General features: G+C 59.6%; 12 protein-coding genes. 2 read left to right on the top strand and 10 right to left on the bottom strand.

What is annotated here, in order from left to right:
* Positions 1–10: 10 nt before the first annotated feature.
* Positions 11–1,135, bottom strand: coding sequence for a GNAT family N-acetyltransferase (locus FW764_RS03930; protein ID WP_446432839.1), 1,125 nt, complete (start codon positions 1,133–1,135; stop codon positions 11–13).
* A gap of 283 nt (positions 1,136–1,418) precedes the next feature.
* On the opposite strand from FW764_RS03930, the gene FW764_RS03925 reads away from it, so the two are divergent.
* Entirely contained in the window at positions 1,419–2,741 is a 1,323-nt protein-coding gene (locus tag FW764_RS03925; RefSeq protein WP_407019733.1) for a putative porin, read from the top strand.
* Positions 2,742–2,860: 119 nt separating this feature from the next.
* On the opposite strand, the gene FW764_RS03920 is transcribed toward FW764_RS03925, so the two are convergent.
* The 5 genes from FW764_RS03920 to aceK all read right to left on the bottom strand — a co-directional run bounded on the left by FW764_RS03920 (position 2,861) and on the right by aceK (position 11,057).
* Positions 2,861–3,094, bottom strand: coding sequence for a zf-HC2 domain-containing protein (locus FW764_RS03920; protein ID WP_446432838.1), 234 nt, complete (start codon positions 3,092–3,094; stop codon positions 2,861–2,863).
* Positions 3,088–3,702, bottom strand: coding sequence for an RNA polymerase sigma factor (locus FW764_RS03915; protein ID WP_446432837.1), 615 nt, complete (start codon positions 3,700–3,702; stop codon positions 3,088–3,090). The genes FW764_RS03920 and FW764_RS03915 overlap by 7 nt, the downstream gene beginning before the upstream one ends.
* A gap of 90 nt (positions 3,703–3,792) precedes the next feature.
* Positions 3,793–4,914 (bottom strand): beta-ketoacyl-ACP synthase III, encoded by a 1,122-nt coding sequence (locus FW764_RS03910; protein WP_446432836.1) that lies wholly within the window; start codon positions 4,912–4,914, stop codon positions 3,793–3,795.
* 338 nt (positions 4,915–5,252) lie between these two features.
* Positions 5,253–9,164 (bottom strand): ATP-dependent RNA helicase HrpA, encoded by a 3,912-nt coding sequence (gene hrpA / locus FW764_RS03905; protein WP_446432835.1) that lies wholly within the window; start codon positions 9,162–9,164, stop codon positions 5,253–5,255.
* Between the two features lie 183 nt (positions 9,165–9,347).
* On the bottom strand, positions 9,348–11,057 hold the full coding sequence (aceK, locus tag FW764_RS03900; RefSeq protein ID WP_446432834.1) for a bifunctional isocitrate dehydrogenase kinase/phosphatase: 1,710 nt from the start codon (positions 11,055–11,057) through the stop codon (positions 9,348–9,350).
* 244 nt (positions 11,058–11,301) lie between these two features.
* Between aceK and FW764_RS03895 the strand changes: the two genes are divergently transcribed.
* Complete coding sequence (locus tag FW764_RS03895) at positions 11,302–12,198, top strand: DMT family transporter (RefSeq protein WP_446432833.1); 897 nt, start codon at positions 11,302–11,304, stop codon at positions 12,196–12,198.
* Positions 12,199–12,257: 59 nt separating this feature from the next.
* On the opposite strand, the gene rfbC is transcribed toward FW764_RS03895, so the two are convergent.
* The 4 genes from rfbC to FW764_RS03875 all read right to left on the bottom strand — a co-directional run bounded on the left by rfbC (position 12,258) and on the right by FW764_RS03875 (position 16,118).
* A complete protein-coding gene (gene rfbC, locus FW764_RS03890; RefSeq protein ID WP_446432832.1) occupies positions 12,258–12,803 on the bottom strand; it encodes a dTDP-4-dehydrorhamnose 3,5-epimerase in 546 nt (181 codons plus the stop codon).
* Positions 12,804–12,904: 101 nt separating this feature from the next.
* Positions 12,905–13,789 (bottom strand): glucose-1-phosphate thymidylyltransferase RfbA, encoded by an 885-nt coding sequence (rfbA, locus tag FW764_RS03885; protein ID WP_446433075.1) that lies wholly within the window; start codon positions 13,787–13,789, stop codon positions 12,905–12,907.
* Between the two features lie 2 nt (positions 13,790–13,791).
* The gene (rfbD, locus tag FW764_RS03880; RefSeq protein ID WP_446432831.1) at positions 13,792–14,688 is read right to left on the bottom strand and encodes a dTDP-4-dehydrorhamnose reductase; all 897 of its coding nucleotides are present in this window, start codon (positions 14,686–14,688) and stop codon (positions 13,792–13,794) included.
* 569 nt (positions 14,689–15,257) lie between these two features.
* A complete protein-coding gene (locus tag FW764_RS03875) occupies positions 15,258–16,118 on the bottom strand; it encodes a DMT family transporter (RefSeq protein ID WP_446432830.1) in 861 nt (286 codons plus the stop codon).
* Positions 16,119–16,267 lie beyond the last annotated feature (149 nt).

The following is a 16,267-nucleotide window of genomic DNA, read 5'->3' as shown; positions in this document are numbered from 1 at the left end:
GCAAACGGGTTCAGCCCTGCCGATAAGGCAGGGCAGCCCTTGCCTCTTCGGCATACGCCAAAATTCCCACGCGCTCGCGCTCCAGGAAATCCTCGACGGCATTCTTCAACCCTGGGTGGCGCAGGTAATGCCATGAACGGGTGATCACCGGCTCAAACCCACGAATCAACTTGTGCTCGCCCTGGGCACCGGCGTCGAAGCGTTGCAGGCCGTGGGCGATGGCGTAGTCCATGCCTTGGTAGAAGCAGGTCTCGAAGTGCAGGCGGTCGAACTCCGCCAGACAGCCCCAATAACGCCCGTAGAAGCTGTCGCCACCGAGCAGGCTGAAGGCCATGGCCACCGGGCGTGCGCCTTGTTTGGCCAGCACCACGCGGATCGCTTCGGGCATGCGCTCGGCCAACAGGCTGAAAAACGCACGTGTCAGGTACGGCGACTGGCGACGCACGGCGTAGGTATTGGCGTAGCAGGCATAGACGAAATCCCATTGCGCTTCGCTCAGTTCATGGCCTTGCAACCATTCGAACTCAATGCCCTGCCCCGCCACTTGTTCGCGCTCTTTGCGCATCTGTTTGCGCTTGCGTGAACTCAAGGCGTCGAGGAAGTCCTGAAAGTCGCGATAGCCGCGATTCTGCCAATGAAACTGGCAGCCCAAACGCTGCAGCCAGCCGGGCTGCCCGGCCAGAGCAGCGTCCGCCAATGGGTCAGTGAAATTGATATGGGCGCTGGAAAGCCCTTCGATTTCCAGGTAGCCCGGGAGGCTGTTCAGCAGCTCGAAACCATCCTCGACAGTTCTCGCCAGCAAGCGCGGCCCGCTGACCGGGCTGAACGGCACCGCCGTCAGCAACTTGGGGTAGTAATCAATACCGGCGCGCTCACAGGCATCCGCCCAACCGTGATCAAACACGTACTCGCCGTAGGAATGCCATTTGCGATAACTGGGCAATGCCGCCACCAGACGATCGCCTTTCCAGTGCAGTAAATGCTCCGGTTGCCAACCTGAGTGCGGGCCCAGGCTGGCGCTGTCTTCCAGCGCACTCAGGAACGCATGCCGCACAAAGGGCTGGGCCTGCGGCACGAGGGCGTCCCAAACCTCTGGGGCGATTTCGGACAGGTTGTCCAGGCGTTGCAACGGCATCGGCATCCTCACTGCATCGGGGGCGTGAAAGCTTGGCGAGTATCGCTTATCGCCAGGCAATGCACATCTTCAAATCGCGCAACACGACCTAAAAAATACAGCTCCGTTTCTAAATGCCTTGTCATCTACATGACATCAATTAGCCACTGTTCAGTCATAAGTGATCGCGATACTGACGCCTGTTTTTAGAGCGCCCGGTTCTACCAGGCGGCTATTTTCCGTCCGTCATCGGTCGGTTGTGTCCTGGATGGTTTGCCATCCCTCCTCACTTTCGGAGATTGATATGCGTCTTGCTTCCACTAAAACGGCGGCGCTCCTGTGTGGCGGCCTGTTGCTGGCCCTGAGCGTACCGGCCAGCGCCGCAGTCGACGCTAAATTGCTCGACATGCTCAAGGCCAACGGCCAGATCACCGCTGCGCAGTACACCGAACTGCAAGCAGAATTGGCCAAGGACCAGAAAGAGAAGCAGATCGCACAGCAAGCTCAACAAGAGACCAACGAGCAGATCGCGGCCACCGCGAAGAAAACCAATGACTTGAGCGTGTTCGACCAGAAGCTGGCCTGGGCTGCCAAGACTCAGCTCAAGGGCGATGTACGCTTCCGTCAGGAAACCGTGAAGATCCAGGGCGAATCCAACAACGGTGGCCGTGACAAGGACCGTCAGCGCATCCGTGCCCGCCTGGGTGCTTACACCGAGATCAACTCGCAGGTTGACACCGGCATCCGGATTGCCACCGGCAGCAGCGACGACGCGCGCTCAACCAACCAGGATCAGGACAACTACTTCGACAAGAAGTCGATCTGGCTGGACCTCGGCTACATCGACTACCACCCGGACCAGATCAAAAACCTGCACGTGATCGGCGGCAAAATGCTCCAGCCGTGGGTCAACATGGGCGACGTGATCTGGGATAGCGATATCAACCCTGAAGGCCTGGCCCTGACCTACAAATACCCATTGGGCAGCAGCGCCGAGCTGTTCGGCAGCCTGGGCAACTACAACCTCAAGGACAACGTCGATGGCGACGGCGTGCAATTTCGCCACGACCTACGCCTGACTTCCGGCCAGTTGGGCACGCGTTTCTCGGTGACCGACAACCTGAAAATGACCTTGGGCGGCAGTGTCTACGCCTACCAAAATGACAAGGACAGCCGTTGCACAACGACCACCACGCCTTGCGCATTGGCGGTCAACGGCAACTCGGCCGACAACCAGTTCCGCCTGTATGAAGGGTTTGCCCAGGCTGACATCGGTGGCCTGGCTGTACCGCTGGCATTCTACGGCCAGTACGTGAAAAACAACGATGCCGTGACCGATCAGGACACCGCCTGGTTGATCGGTGCCAAGTCCAAGGTGTTTGGCTTCAACCTCGACTACAACTACCGCGATGTCCAGCGTAACGCTGTGGTGGGCGCCTTCACTGACTCGGACTTCGCCAACGGCACCACCGGTTCGCGCGGCCATAAGATGAAGGTCAGCTACGACATCGACAAGAACTTCGCCCTCGGCGCCACGTACTTCCTGACCAAGGCTGACTACGCCAGCCGCACCCAACGTGATGCCAACACCAACACCCTGCAGCTGGATGCTGAAGCCAAGTTCTAACTGCGAGAGTCAAAAGCCTTGGGCCAGGACGGCCCGAGGTGGTTGTCACAGCCTTGCGTGGGTGGTTCGATCCCCATCATCCGTTCGACTCACCCACACGAGTCTGCCCTTCGCCGACGTTACTGATCCTTCAACCGTTCGGCTGCCAACCGTGCAGCCAAATCATCAGCGTCACTTACCGGTTCTTCCGGCATGAGCTTCAATGTCGCCTGCATCAGGCGCATCTGACGGATAAATCGCCGGCAGTTAGGGCAAAACATCAGGTGATGACGCACCAGCAGACGCTCGCGAAAGGTCAATTGCCCATCGAGATAATCACTGGAACGCGCCACTTGCTCTTTACACGTCAACATTCGCCCGTTTCCTCAAAATGCTCCACCGTCGCGAAGACTTTAAGCCGTGCTCGATGCAACAGCACACGGACATTGGAGAGCGACAGCGTCAGAAGATTACAGATATCTTCCAACTCCAATCCCTGGCGTTCACGCAGCACCAGGACGCTGCTTTGCAACTCCGACAAACTCAGCAACGTATGCTCCAGGCATTTGCGCAACTCATCTTCGGTCAACAAGGCTTCCGGGGTGTCCTGGTGCCAGGCATAGGGGGCGACGGCCCAGTGGCCATCGTCGGGGACGAAGCGATCGTCACCAATGGTGCCGTGGGGCGAGGGCAAATCGTCGAGCAACACTTCCCGGCGATTCTGCTTATAGCGGCCCTTGGCGGCGTTGGCAGTGATCGTCAGCAGCCAGGTCTTGAGGCTGGAACGCCCTTCGAACTTGACCAGGTTACGCACCACCGACAACCACGCGTCCTGGACCACTTCGTCGGCATGGCGCTGGCCGACGATGGCATAGGCCACCGCGCGCATCGCGCTCTGGTAGGTGGTGACTAATTCTTTATAGGCACGCTGCTCGCCCTTGAGCAGCCGTTCGAGCAGGTGCGCGTCGTCCGCTGCTGCCATTCAGAACCTCGATTTCAAAGTGCAAACCCAATCAGGGTGACAACCCGATTCCTGTGGGAGCTGGCTCGCCTGCCCCCAAATTGACCGCGTTTAGCGTTTGCGCAGGATCACGCTGCCGATCGAATAGCCTGCGCCGAACGAGCTGAGTACCGCCACAGAACCTTTTGGCAAGTCGTCCTGGTATTTGTGGAAGGCAATCACCGAGCCCGCGGAGCTGGTGTTGGCGTAAGTGTCGAGAATCACCGGTGCTTCTTCCACCGAGGCTTCGCGGCCCAGCAGTTTTTTCACGATCAGGTGGTTCATGCTCAAGTTGGCCTGGTGCAGCCAGAAGCGCTTCACATCGGCCAAATTCAGCTGGTTTTCTTCCAGGTGCACACCGATCAATTCGGCGACCATCGGGCAGACATCACGGAACACCTTGCGGCCTTCCTGCACGAACAGTTTGTCGGGCGCGCCGACGCCCTCTTCCGCCGCGCGGTTGAGGAAGCCGAAGTTGTTGCGGATGTTGTTGGAGAACTTGGTCAGCAGCTTGGTGCTCACCACATCGAACTGGTGCTCAGAGGTCGCCAGGTCAGCGCGCTCAAGAATCACCGCCGTGGCCGCATCACCGAAGATGAAGTGGCTGTCGCGGTCGCGGAAATTCAAGTGGCCGGTGCAGACTTCCGGGTTGACCATCAGGATCGCTCGGGCCTGGCCCAGCTGGATGCTGTTGGCGGCGTTCTGGATACCGAAAGTCGCCGACGAACAAGCCACGTTCATGTCGAAACCGAAACCTTCGATGCCCAGAGCTTCCTGCACTTCAATGGCGATGGCCGGATAGGCGCGCTGCAGATTGGAGCAGGCGACGATCACGCCGTCGATGTCGGCGGCGGTTTTGCCGGCGCGCTGCAGGGCTTGCTCGGCAGCACCGATTGCCATCTGGCAGAGCACCGACCACTCGTCATTGCTGCGCTCAGGCAGGCGCGGGGCCATGCGCTGCGGATCGAGAATGCCGTCCTTGTCCATGACAAACCGGCTCTTGATGCCCGAGGCCTTCTCGATAAAGGCCGCACTGGACTCGGTGAGTGCCTGCACGTCACCGTGCTCGATAGCGGCGGCATTGGCCGTATTGAACTGCTGCACATAGGCATTGAAAGACTGCACCAGCTCTTCGTTGGAGATGCTGTTGGCCGGGGTGTACAGGCCAGTGCCGCTGATGACGACGTTATGCACGGTCGTTCCTCTAAATCTGTCAGGCAGAAGATATTGGTACCGTCGTACCAAACTTTAAGTCGTTCGATGCCCTCCAGCGGGCATCAAACTGGCAACGCTTTATTCCATGGCGCCGTGGTTGCAACAGCCTTTCACGGCGATCCCGGCATTTATAACCGCGAAGTTTGCCACAACCTCGGGGGTTTGGCGCCCTTTCCCGGATAAACCCCGTACACCTATGGGAACTGGCTTGCCTGCGATGCAGGCACCGCGCTGTGTCAGTCAAACCACGGTGATGCCATCGCAGGCAAGCCAGCGTGCACATTGGATGGGTTTTGTCTGGGAAGCCAAACACCACGTCAGGCCTCCACCAGGCTCCACTGCTTACTCAAGCGCTTATCAGAAATCGGCACTTTGGTGCCCAACTGCTGGGCATACAACGACACGCGATATTCCTCCAACCACCAGCGATACAGCTCCAACTGCGGGTCGCGCTTGCCTTCCTGGGCGTGCTTGTTCAAGCGATTCTGGTACTGCGTCCACAGGCCGCCCAGCTCGGCGCTCCACACCCGATCTTTTTGCACCTGGCTTGGCAGTTTCTCAAGGCGCAGTTCGATGGCCTTGAGGAACCGCGGCAACTCCTTGAACCACTGCGCCGGGGTTTCGCGCACAAACCCTGAGTAGACCAGATGACTCAGCTGCTGCTTGATGTCATTCAAGGCCACCGCCTGGGCCAAGTCGATCTTGCCTTTGAAACGCTTCTGCAAACCGTGCCAGAGCTTCAGCACCTCCAGGGTCAAGCGGGCCAGGCGCTCGGCGTGCTCGGTCCAGCTGCCGCGCTTGCGTTCAGCTAAGGCTGCCAAGCCCGCACCGTCGCGCGGCAGGCTGGCTTCGCCTTCCAACACGCAGGCGTCGAGGCTGGCCAGCAGAATGTCTTCAACCAGCGCATCGATACGGCCCAGCTCGCGGTACATCAGGCCCAGCTCGGTCAAGCCAGGCAACTTGCCGCGCAGGAATTTCGCCGGTTCGGCCAATTGCTGCATCAGCAAACGCTGCAAGGCGCGACGGTGCTGAAACTCGGCCTCCGCGGCCGTCGAGAACCGCCCTTCCTTGACCGTGCCATTCTCTTCAACCAGCGCCGGGTAGACCGTCATCGACAGGCCCGCAATCTTTTGCTGGGTCTTCTCGGCCACCGCCGCAAACACCTTAGCTTCCACCGGCTGCTGGCTTTTCGCGGTTTGCGGCACGGCCAACGCGGCCTGGCTGGCTTCGGCAAAACGTGCCGTCAGCTCAGCCAGGTCACGGCCTTCGCCAAGGAACTTGCCTTGGCCGTCGACCACTTCCAGGTTCATCTTCAGGTGGTTTTCCACCTGCTGCGCCGCCTCGGCCCAGGCTTCATCGCTGACTCGCGCACCGGTCATGCGCAGCAGTTCGCGCCCCAGCGCCTGGGGCAGCGAGCCCTGGCCGAATTCGATGCGTTGCAGCGCCGCCTTGACGAAATCCGGCACCGGTACAAAGTTTTTGCGCAGCGCTTTGGGCAAGTTGCGTACCAGCGCGATGCACTTGGCCTCGATCACACCCGGCACCAGCCATTCCAGACGTTCCGGCGGTAACGCCGGCAGCAGCGGCGCCGGCACGCGCAGGGTCACGCCGTCGCGCGGGTGGTTGGGTTCGAAGTGGTAACTCAGGGCCAGTTCCAAGTCGCCCAAGTGCAGGGTGTCAGGGTAATGCAGGGCGGTGACTTCACTGGCCTCGCGGGCCAGCACGTCTTCTTCGCGCATGATCAGCAGCTGCGGGTCTTTCTGGCTGTTGACCTTGTACCAGCTGTCGAACGTGGCAGTCTGGTGGATCTCTGCCGGCAAGCGCGCATCGTAGAAGGCGTACAGGGTTTCCTCGTCCGCCAGGATATCGCGGCGCCGCGCCTTGGCTTCAAGCTCGTCGAGCTGCTCGAGCAGTTGCTGATTCGCCGTCAGGCACTTGGCCCGGGACTGAATCTCGCCACGCACCAACCCCTCGCGGATAAACAGCTCGCGGGACACCACCGGGTCAATCGGCCCGTAATGCACAGGGCGGCGCCCGACCACAATCAGCCCGAACAGGGTGATTTGTTCAAACGCCACCACTTGGCCGCGCTTCTTTTCCCAGTGCGGTTCGAAGTGGTTTTTCTTGATCAGGTGGCCCGCCAACGGCTCGATCCAGTCAGCATCGATCTTCGCCACCATGCGCGCATACAGCTTGGTGGTTTCCACCAGTTCGGCGGCCATTAGCCATTGCGGGCGCTTTTTGCCGATACCCGAGGACGGGTGAATCCAGAAGCGCCGCTGGCGCGCCCCCAGGTAATCGCCATCTTCGGTTTTCTGCCCAATCTGGCTGAGCAGGCCGGACAACACGGCCTTGTGCAGCTTGGCAAAATCCGCCGGCTCTTTATTAATCGTCAACTGCATGTCGCGGCAGATCAGGCTCAGCTGACGATGCGAGTCGCGCCACTCGCGCAGCCGCAGGTAATTCAAGAAGTTCTTTCGGCACCAGTTGCGCAACGGGCTGGCCGTCAGTTCCTGGCGCTGCTCTTCAAAACCACGCCACAGGTTAACCAACCCGGCAAAGTCGGAATCCGCGTCCTTCCACTGCGCATGAGCCTGGTCGGCGGCTTGCTGACGCTCGGGTGGACGCTCGCGCGGGTCCTGGATCGACATCGCACTGGCGACGATCAACACCTCCTGCAAGCTGCCGAGCTTGGCGGCTTCGAGCAGCATACGGCCCATACGCGGGTCTACTGGCAGGCGCGCCAGTTGGCGACCCAGCGGCGTGAGCTGGCTGTTACGGTCCACCGCCGAGAGCTCTTGCAGCAGGTTAAACCCGTCGCTGATGGCCTTGCCGTCCGGCGGCTCGATGAACGGGAAATCGGTGATCTCGCCCAGGCGCAGGTGCAGCATCTGCAGGATCACGGCAGCGAGGTTGGTGCGCAGGATCTCCGGGTCGGTAAATTCCGGGCGGCCGATAAAATCTTCTTCGCTGTACAAGCGGATACAAATCCCCGGCTCGACCCGGCCGCAGCGGCCTTTACGCTGGTTGGCGCTGGCCTGGGAAATCGCTTCGATCGGCAGGCGCTGCACCTTGGCGCGGTAGCTGTAGCGGCTGATGCGCGCAGTGCCGCTGTCGATCACGTAGCGAATGCCCGGCACGGTCAGCGAAGTTTCCGCAACGTTCGTCGCCAGCACCACGCGGCGGCCTGGGTGAGACTGGAAAATGCGCTGCTGCTCGGCCGGTGACAGGCGCGCGTACAGCGGCAGAATTTCGGTGTGCTTGAGCTGAGCCTTGCGCAACATCTCGGCGGCGTCACGAATCTCGCGCTCGCCCGGCAAGAACACCAGCACATCGCCCGGGCTGCGGCGTTCGCTGCGCTCATAGGCGGCGATTTCATCAAGGGTGGCGAGGATCGCCTGGTCGACGGTCAAGTCGTCCTCGACGCGGTTGCCCTCCTCGTCCTGCTCCAGGGTCAGCGGACGGTACCAAGTGTCTACCGGGAAGGTGCGGCCCGACACCTCAACAATCGGTGCATCGTCAAAATGCTTGGAAAAGCGCTCCAGGTCGATGGTCGCCGAGGTGATGATGACTTTCAGGTCGAGGCGACGCGGCAGCAGGGTTTTCAAGTAGCCGAGCAGGAAGTCGATGTTCAGGCTGCGTTCGTGGGCTTCGTCGACGATGATCGTGTCGTAGCGTTCCAGGTAACGGTCATTCTGAGTCTCGGCCAGCAGGATACCGTCGGTCATCAACTTGATCAGGGTGTTGGAATCACTCTGGTCTTCGAAACGCACCTGATAGCCGACCAATGCGCCCAACGGCGTGGCCAGTTCTTCGGCGACGCGGCTGGCGACGCTGCGCGCAGCAATTCGGCGTGGCTGAGTGTGGCCAATCAGGCCGTACTGGCCACGGCCGATTTCCAGGCAGATTTTCGGCAGTTGGGTGGTTTTACCCGAGCCGGTTTCGCCGGCAATGATCAGCACCTGATGCTTGAGCAGCGCTTCTTTGATCTCGTCGCGCTTGGCGGCAATCGGCAGGCTGTCGTCATAGCGGATCACCGGCAAGCTGGCACGCCGCGCCGTGACCTGGGCGCAGGACGCCTGCATGCGCGTGACCCACTGCGCCAGCTTCTCCTCATCGGGCTTCTTGCGCAGCTCGAGCAACTGGCGCCGCAAGCGGTGGCGGTCGGCGAGCATGGCGTGATCGAGGTTTTTGAGCAGTTGGTCGATTGTGGGCGCTTGGTCGGTCATCAGGTACTTTGAAGGTCGTCTATTTATGCACGGCCGACAAGTGTGGCAGAAAAGCAGCTTATCTGGCAGACGGCGATGTAAATGTGGGAGCGGGCTTGCTCGCGAAAGCGGAGTGTCAGTCACCTTATTTATCAACTGGCACACCGCATTCGCGAGCAAGCCCGCTCCCACAGGATTATGCGTTTACAGCGGGTCTTTGCGCCGGTACGGGAACACGTCGATGACCTTGCCGGCGCGAATCGCGTCCTGCAGGCCTTTCCAGTAGTCGGCGTTGTACAGCTCACCATGCAGCTCATTGAACAGCTTGCGCTGGCCGGCGTCGGCGAACAGGAACGGCGGGAACTCTTCGGGAAACACATCCAGCGGGCCAATGGAGTACCAGGGCTCCGAAGCCATTTCGTCCTCGGGCGTGCGCGGTGCGGGGATGTGGCGGAAATTCGCTTCGGTGAGAAAGCAGATCTCATCGTAGTCGTAGAACACCACGCGACCGTGGCGCGTAACGCCGAAGTTTTTCAGCAGCATGTCGCCGGGGAAGATATTTGCCGCCGCCAGTTGCTTGATGGCCAGGCCGTAATCCTCCAAAGCTTCGCGCACCTGGGCGTCGTTGGCATTGTCGAGGTAGAGGTTGAGCGGGGTCATGCGTCGTTCGGTCCAGCAGTGGCGGATCAGCACGGTGTCGCCTTCCACCTCCACCGTGCCCGCAGCGACTTCCAGCAGCTCGGCCAGGCACTCGGGCTCGAACTTGCTCAAGGGAAAGCGGAAGTCGGCGAACTCCTGAGTGTCGGCCATACGCCCTACCCGGTCGACGCTTTTTACCAGGCGATACTTTTCGATCACTGTCGCGCGGTTGACGTTTTTCGACGGCGAGAAACGGTCCTTGATGATCTTGAACACCGTATTGAAACCCGGCAGCGTGAACACGCTCATGACCATGCCGCGCACGCCAGGCGCCATGATGAACTGATCATCGGTGGTCGCCAGGTGATTGATCAGCGCGCGGTAAAACTCCGACTTGCCGTGCTTGTAAAAGCCGATGGAGGTGTACAGCTCAGCGATGTGCTTGCCCGGCAGGATGCGTTTGAGAAAGCCGATGAACTCCGCCGGCACCGGCACATCGACCATGAAGTAGGAACGGGTGAACGAGAAGATGATCGATACATCGGCTTCGTCGGTGATCAGCGCGTCGATCTGGATGCCGCGCCCTTCGCGGTGCAGCAGCGGGATCACCAGCGGCCATTGTTCGTCGCGGGTGTAGATACGCCCGACCAGATAGGCACCTTTATTGCGGTAGAGCACCGAGGAAAACAGCTCGACGTTGAGGTCCGGGTCTTTGCACACCCAGTCTGGCAGGTTCTCGCGCAGTTGCGCTTCGAGGCGGCGCAGGTCGGCCGCCAGGTCGGCGTAGGGCTCGCTGAACGCGTAATCGGCGAAGACCTGCGCCAGCATCGCCGCCAGGTCGCCAGCCGGTTTATACACGCGGGTTTGCGCCGCCCGCGCGCGGCGCAGGCTCGGCCGGGTGGTGTGGATGAACATGCAGCCGTCGCTGATCAGGTCATGGCTGAACAGACCGCAGAAGATCGAGTTGTACCAGGTCTCAGACAGCTCATCGTCAAAGCGCAGGTCGATCAGGCCGATATATGCGCTCTTCACCAGCGGCCACGTGTCGATCTCCAGCAACACAGCCGCATCAAAGCCGGCTCGCAGTCGCGCGGTCACTTCAGCGACTTTTTCTTCGTACAAGTTGATACGTGCGGCCGACGCCGCCTGCCCCTGCTGCCACTGAGCCGTCTCAAAGCGTTCGCGGGCGCCCATGGTGATCTGGCGGAAGTGCTCACGGTAATCGTCGAAGCCGTCGAGGATCATGCGGGCGATAGCGAGGGCAGATTGCGACATGCGGGAAACCTCTAGCGGGCATCTGGAAGCCCTGAGCTTAGCCAGTGAACAGGGGTAGGAGAAGGAGGATTTTTGCGCACGAGCTGTACACGCCACGGGCGCTACTGAAACGTCAGCGGCCAGCCACTGTCTCGCCTGGCGCGTGGACCTTAATGCCTGGCGACGCAGTTTGTCGTGTAATTAGCGATTGTGTCGAGCAGGCCTCTGGGCAACACTCGCCGCCTTATTGATGTAGGAGTGTTTCGTGAGACCTGTCGACACCCTGTACCTGTTGGGGCTGGCTGCCATCTGGGGCGCGAGTTTCCTATTCATGCGCATTATCGCGCCGGAAATCGGCACGGTGCCGACCGCGTTTTTTCGCGTGTCGATTGCCGCCGCCGGTTTGCTGGTGATCCTCACATTGATGCGCGTGAACTGGGATTTCCAGGGCAAATTCAAGACGGTCCTGCTGCTGGGCGTGATCAACTCCGGGATTCCCGCGACCATGTACTCGGTGGCGGCCCAAGTACTGCCCGCCGGCTACTCGGCCATCTTCAACGCCACCACGCCCTTGATGGGCGTGTTGATTGGCGGGTTGTTCTTCAGTGAGCGCCTGACGCCGTCGAAAATCGCCGGGGTCAGCCTGGGCCTGTTCGGCGTGGGCGTACTGACCCGCGCCGGGCCGGTGGCGTTTGATCTGCAATTGTTGATGGGCGCGCTGGCCTGCCTGTTGGCCACCACCTGCTATGGCTTCGCCGGCTTCCTCGCACGACGCTGGCTGGACCAACGCGGCGGGCTGGACAGCCGGCTCGCAGCGCTGGGCAGCATGCTCGGCGCCACCTTGTTTCTGCTGCCCTTCTTCGCCTACAGCGCCATCAGCCACCCACCTGCGAGTTGGGGGGGTTGGCAGGTGTGGCTGTCATTGCTCGGGTTGGGACTGGTGTGTACGGCGTTTGCGTACATCCTGTACTTCCGCCTGCTGTCATCCATTGGACCGGTCAAGTCGATGACGGTGACGTTTATGATTCCGCCGTTTGGGGTGTTGTGGGGGGCGTTGCTGTTGGATGAGCCGTTGTCGATGGCGCATGTGTATGGCGGGGTGTTGATTGCGGGGGCGTTGTGGTTGGTGTTGCGGGTGGGGACGTTGGCTAAGGCGCGGTAAGAGTCGTGCCCACACCAGCACGGGTGTGGGCACCCTGAAGTGCCTGACAGAAGGGTCAACTAAGCGAAGGTTTCAGCCTCAACAAAACGGGTGGCGTTGGTATCTTTGGCCGACAGCGTAGGCGGCTCGGAAATCGGCCAATCGATCGCCACGTCAGCGTCATTCCACGCAAGACTGCGCTCATGCTCAGGCGCCCAGTAATCGGTGGTTTTGTACAGAAACTCCGCACTTTCAGAAAGCACCACAAAGCCATGCGCGAACCCCTCCGGTATCCACAACTGAGCCCGGTTACTCTCGCTGAGGTGCGTGCCCGCCCACTGGCCAAACGTGGGTGAGCTTTTACGCAGGTCGACCGCCACGTCAAAGACTTCTCCCTGGATCACACGCACCAGCTTTCCTTGGGCCTGCTTGATCTGATAATGCAGGCCGCGCAGCACGCCTTTTGCAGATTTTGAGTGGTTATCCTGTACGAAATGGACAGGTTTTCCGACAGCCTCCTCGAAAACCTTCTGATTGAAACTTTCGTAGAAAAACCCGCGCTCGTCCCCGAATACTTTCGGTTCAAACAAAATAACGTCCGGGATAACGAGGGAAGTGGCTCTCATCTTTACGGTGTCTCCAACAGGGTATCGGGCCAGCTTGGCGGCGCCACGAGTCGACTCAACCTTAAGGCAGCGACGAGGGGTGCCGCGTTCCACTCAGGCCATCAAAAAATCTTGTCGTGCAGCAAACGCTTGAGATATTGGCCATAGCCATTCTTGGAAAGCGGCACCGCAAGTTTCTCCAACTGTTCGGCATCAATCCACTTCTGGCGAAACGCAATTTCTTCAGGGCAGGCCACTTTAAGCCCCTGACGATGCTCAAGCGTTGCAATGAAGTGACTGGCCTGCAGCAGCGAGTCATGCGTGCCGGTATCCAGCCATGCGTAGCCACGCCCCATAATTTCAACCGAGAGCTTGCCCCGTTCCATATAGAGACGGTTGAGATCGGTAATCTCGAGTTCGCCACGCGGTGATGGCTTGATGCTTTTAGCCATTTCAACCACGTCCTGGTCGTAGAAATAAAGGCCGGTGACCGCGTAGTTTGACTTAGGGTGCAGCGGCTTCTCTTCCAGGCTGATCGCCTTGCCCTGGGTATCGAATTCTACGACGCCATAACGCTCCGGATCGTTCACGTGGTAGGCGAAGACACTGGCGCCGTCCTGACGCAGCATTGCGCTCTTGAGCAGCTCATTAAAATCGTGACCGTGATAAATGTTGTCACCCAGCACCAGTGCCGAGAGGTCATTGCCGATGAAGTCTTCACCGATGATGAACGCCTGGGCCAGGCCATCCGGGGACGCCTGCACGGCGTAGGAGATGTTCAAACCCCAGTTGCTGCCATCGCCCAAAAGTTGCTCGAAACGCGGGGTGTCTTGTGGTGTGGAAATGATCAGGATGTCGCGAATACCCGCCAGCATCAGCGTGGTCAGCGGGTAGTAGATCATCGGTTTGTCGTAAACCGGGAGCAACTGTTTGGAAATAGCCAAGGTTGCAGGGTGCAGGCGCGTGCCCGAACCGCCGGCTAAAATAATTCCTTTGCGCTTTAGCATAGTCATTTCTCTAGAATTTCTTTAAGCATCCGTGCCACACCGTCCTGCCATGCAGGCAGGCAAAGTGAAAAGGCATTCTGCAGTTTTTGAGTGTTGAGTCGAGAGTTGCCAGGGCGCTTGGCCGGTGTGGGATAAGCGGCCGTGGTTATCGCGCCGACGGATGTCGACGGGACTTTGAGCGCCACGCCTGTCGCCTGCGCCTGTTCGAGTACGAAGCGGGCATAGCGGTGCCACGTGGTCTCGCCGGCTGCCGCAAGATGGTAGATGCCTTGCAATTGAGGGTTCAAACGCATCGCACGGATAGCATGGGCGGTGACGTCCGCCAGCAGGTCTGCCCCGGTGGGGGCGCCGAATTGGTCGTCGATCACATTCAGGCTGTCACGCTCCGTAGCCAGGCGTAGCATGGTCTTGGCGAAGTTATTACCGCGCGCCGCATACACCCAACTGGTGCGCAAGATCAGGTACGCGCAGCCGCAGGCCTGGATCGCCTGCTCACCTTGCAGTTTGGTCATGCCATAGACGCTCAGCGGGCCCACTGGATCGCTTTCCTGCCACGGCGTATCACCCTGACCGCCGAACACATAGTCAGTGGAATAGTGCACCAGCAAGGCATTCAGTTTGCGCGCTTGTGCCGCCAGCACCGCCGGGGCTTCAGCGTTCACGCGCAGCGCCTGGCCCGGCTCACTTTCGGCTTTGTCGACAGCGGTGTACGCCGCCGCATTGACGATGACGTCAGGCGCAAACCGCTGCACGGTAGCCGCCAACCCTTGCAGATCGTTCAGGTCACCGCAGTAATCCCGGCTTTTGGAGTCCAACGCCAGAACTTGACCCAAAGGGGCCAAGCTACGTTGGAGTTCCCAGCCTACTTGGCCATTTTTGCCAAGCAGCAAGATTCTCATACCGAACGCTCGGAGTCGTACTTCGCTACCCGGCCCAATGCCACGTTTGCACCGATAAAGCCTGCACCGCCGGTTACTAAGATAGTCATTGAGTTAAATCTTTTCAGTAATGTCGCAAGGATGGGCCCGAAGTTCCCCTCACCGTCTGCCGATTCACATCGGCCAACCGAAACCCTAGCACTCGTCTGATAAAACCGCCGCGCCAATTTACAGGCAAGCTACACGCTGAACGAGCGCGCTTGAAACGTGAAGAGACCGGCGAAACGGGCGAAACTCGGCATTGCACCAACGAAACCGCCCTATCGAGTACGACGACAGTATAGAGGCGGACTCCAGACAAATACGGCCCTCAACCAAGAGGTTGTCACGGGAGAGAAACCAGCGACCGAAGCCGACAACGTTGCGCAACCCGCCGCCACCTGAAATCGTACCGATTACCCGATATAAAATAGTAACTTACATTCTAAAGCCCGGAATTATTACAGCATTGCCCTACAGGTACAACATGACCCTCTGATGACCAAGGGGGCGTGTGGCGTGCTATCTACCGCCCCCTCGGTGCTCACCTTCTAGTGTTTACGGAAGACAAACGCCAAACCGATGATGATCAACACCATCCCCAGCACACTCAATACCGCGAGCCGATTGCCAAAGATCAGATAGTCCATCACGGCCGTCACCGCCGGCACCAGGTAAAACAAGCTGGTGACATTCACCAGATTGCCCCTTGCGATCAGACGGTAGAGCAACAACGTCGCCAGCAGTGACACCACCAGCCCCATCCACAGTACCGGCAGGTAAAAGCCGGCACTGTGCTCAACGTGAAAGGGTTGAAACGGTACAAACACCGAACACAGCAGCAACCCGGCGAAGTACTGCACCGGCAGCGTACCCAAAGGGTTGTCGGTGATGCGCTTCTGCATGATGGAACCGAAGGTCATGCTCACCAGCGCCAGCAGCCCAAACAGCATCCCCGCAAGGGACATACCCGACAGGCCGATGCCTTGATAGACCACCATGATCAACCCCGCCAACCCCAATCCCAGGCCGAACATCCGGCCCCAGGAACGCTGGCGCTCCATCAGCACCACCGTGAGGATCGGCTGCACGCCCATGAGGGTTGCCATCACACCGGGAGTCACTTTCAGGTCCAGGGCCAGCAGATAGAAAATCTGATACGCCCCCAATAACACCAGCCCGGTCGCCGCCGCATAGAACATCGGCTTGCCGGGACGGGGCAGCTTCAGTTTCAGGATCGGCACCAGGATCACCAAGCCCGCCAAGGCGATGGCAAAACGGATCAACAGAAAGGCAAAAGGCGAAGCGTGGGCCAGGCCCAACTTGGAGAAAATCGCCCCGCTGCTCCACAGCAAGACAAACAGGCTCGTCGAGGCCGCCGCGGCCACGGATTGTTTCGAAAGAACAGACATGGATACCACCTGTAATCAGGCAAAAAGCCAATTCAGCCAAAGCTGAAACTCAGTAGGTTTTTTTCAGGCAGGCAAAGGGGAACAGCGTTTCGCTGATCAGCCCGAAATGCCAACACCCGGCGGTGATACGACTGCGTACACCGGCGTGC

The organism is Pseudomonas sp. 1152_12, assembly GCF_052850675.1.
This window is presented reverse-complemented; position numbering and strand designations above follow the sequence as displayed.

What these genes read in the sequence shown, in the direction of transcription:
- FW764_RS03930 (WP_446432839.1), bottom strand. Translation starts at nt 1,135, where the DNA reads ATGCCGTTGCAACGCCTGGACAACCTGTCCGAAATCGCCCCAGAGGTT.
- FW764_RS03925 (WP_407019733.1), top strand. Translation starts at nt 1,419, where the DNA reads ATGCGTCTTGCTTCCACTAAAACGGCGGCGCTCCTGTGTGGCGGCCTG.
- FW764_RS03920 (WP_446432838.1), bottom strand. Translation starts at nt 3,094, where the DNA reads ATGTTGACGTGTAAAGAGCAAGTGGCGCGTTCCAGTGATTATCTCGAT.
- FW764_RS03915 (WP_446432837.1), bottom strand. Translation starts at nt 3,702, where the DNA reads ATGGCAGCAGCGGACGACGCGCACCTGCTCGAACGGCTGCTCAAGGGC.
- hrpA (WP_446432835.1), bottom strand. Translation starts at nt 9,164, where the DNA reads ATGACCGACCAAGCGCCCACAATCGACCAACTGCTCAAAAACCTCGAT.
- aceK (WP_446432834.1), bottom strand. Translation starts at nt 11,057, where the DNA reads ATGTCGCAATCTGCCCTCGCTATCGCCCGCATGATCCTCGACGGCTTC.
- rfbC (WP_446432832.1), bottom strand. Translation starts at nt 12,803, where the DNA reads ATGAGAGCCACTTCCCTCGTTATCCCGGACGTTATTTTGTTTGAACCG.
- rfbA (WP_446433075.1), bottom strand. Translation starts at nt 13,789, where the DNA reads ATGCTAAAGCGCAAAGGAATTATTTTAGCCGGCGGTTCGGGCACGCGC.
- rfbD (WP_446432831.1), bottom strand. Translation starts at nt 14,688, where the DNA reads ATGAGAATCTTGCTGCTTGGCAAAAATGGCCAAGTAGGCTGGGAACTC.
- FW764_RS03875 (WP_446432830.1), bottom strand. Translation starts at nt 16,118, where the DNA reads ATGTCTGTTCTTTCGAAACAATCCGTGGCCGCGGCGGCCTCGACGAGC.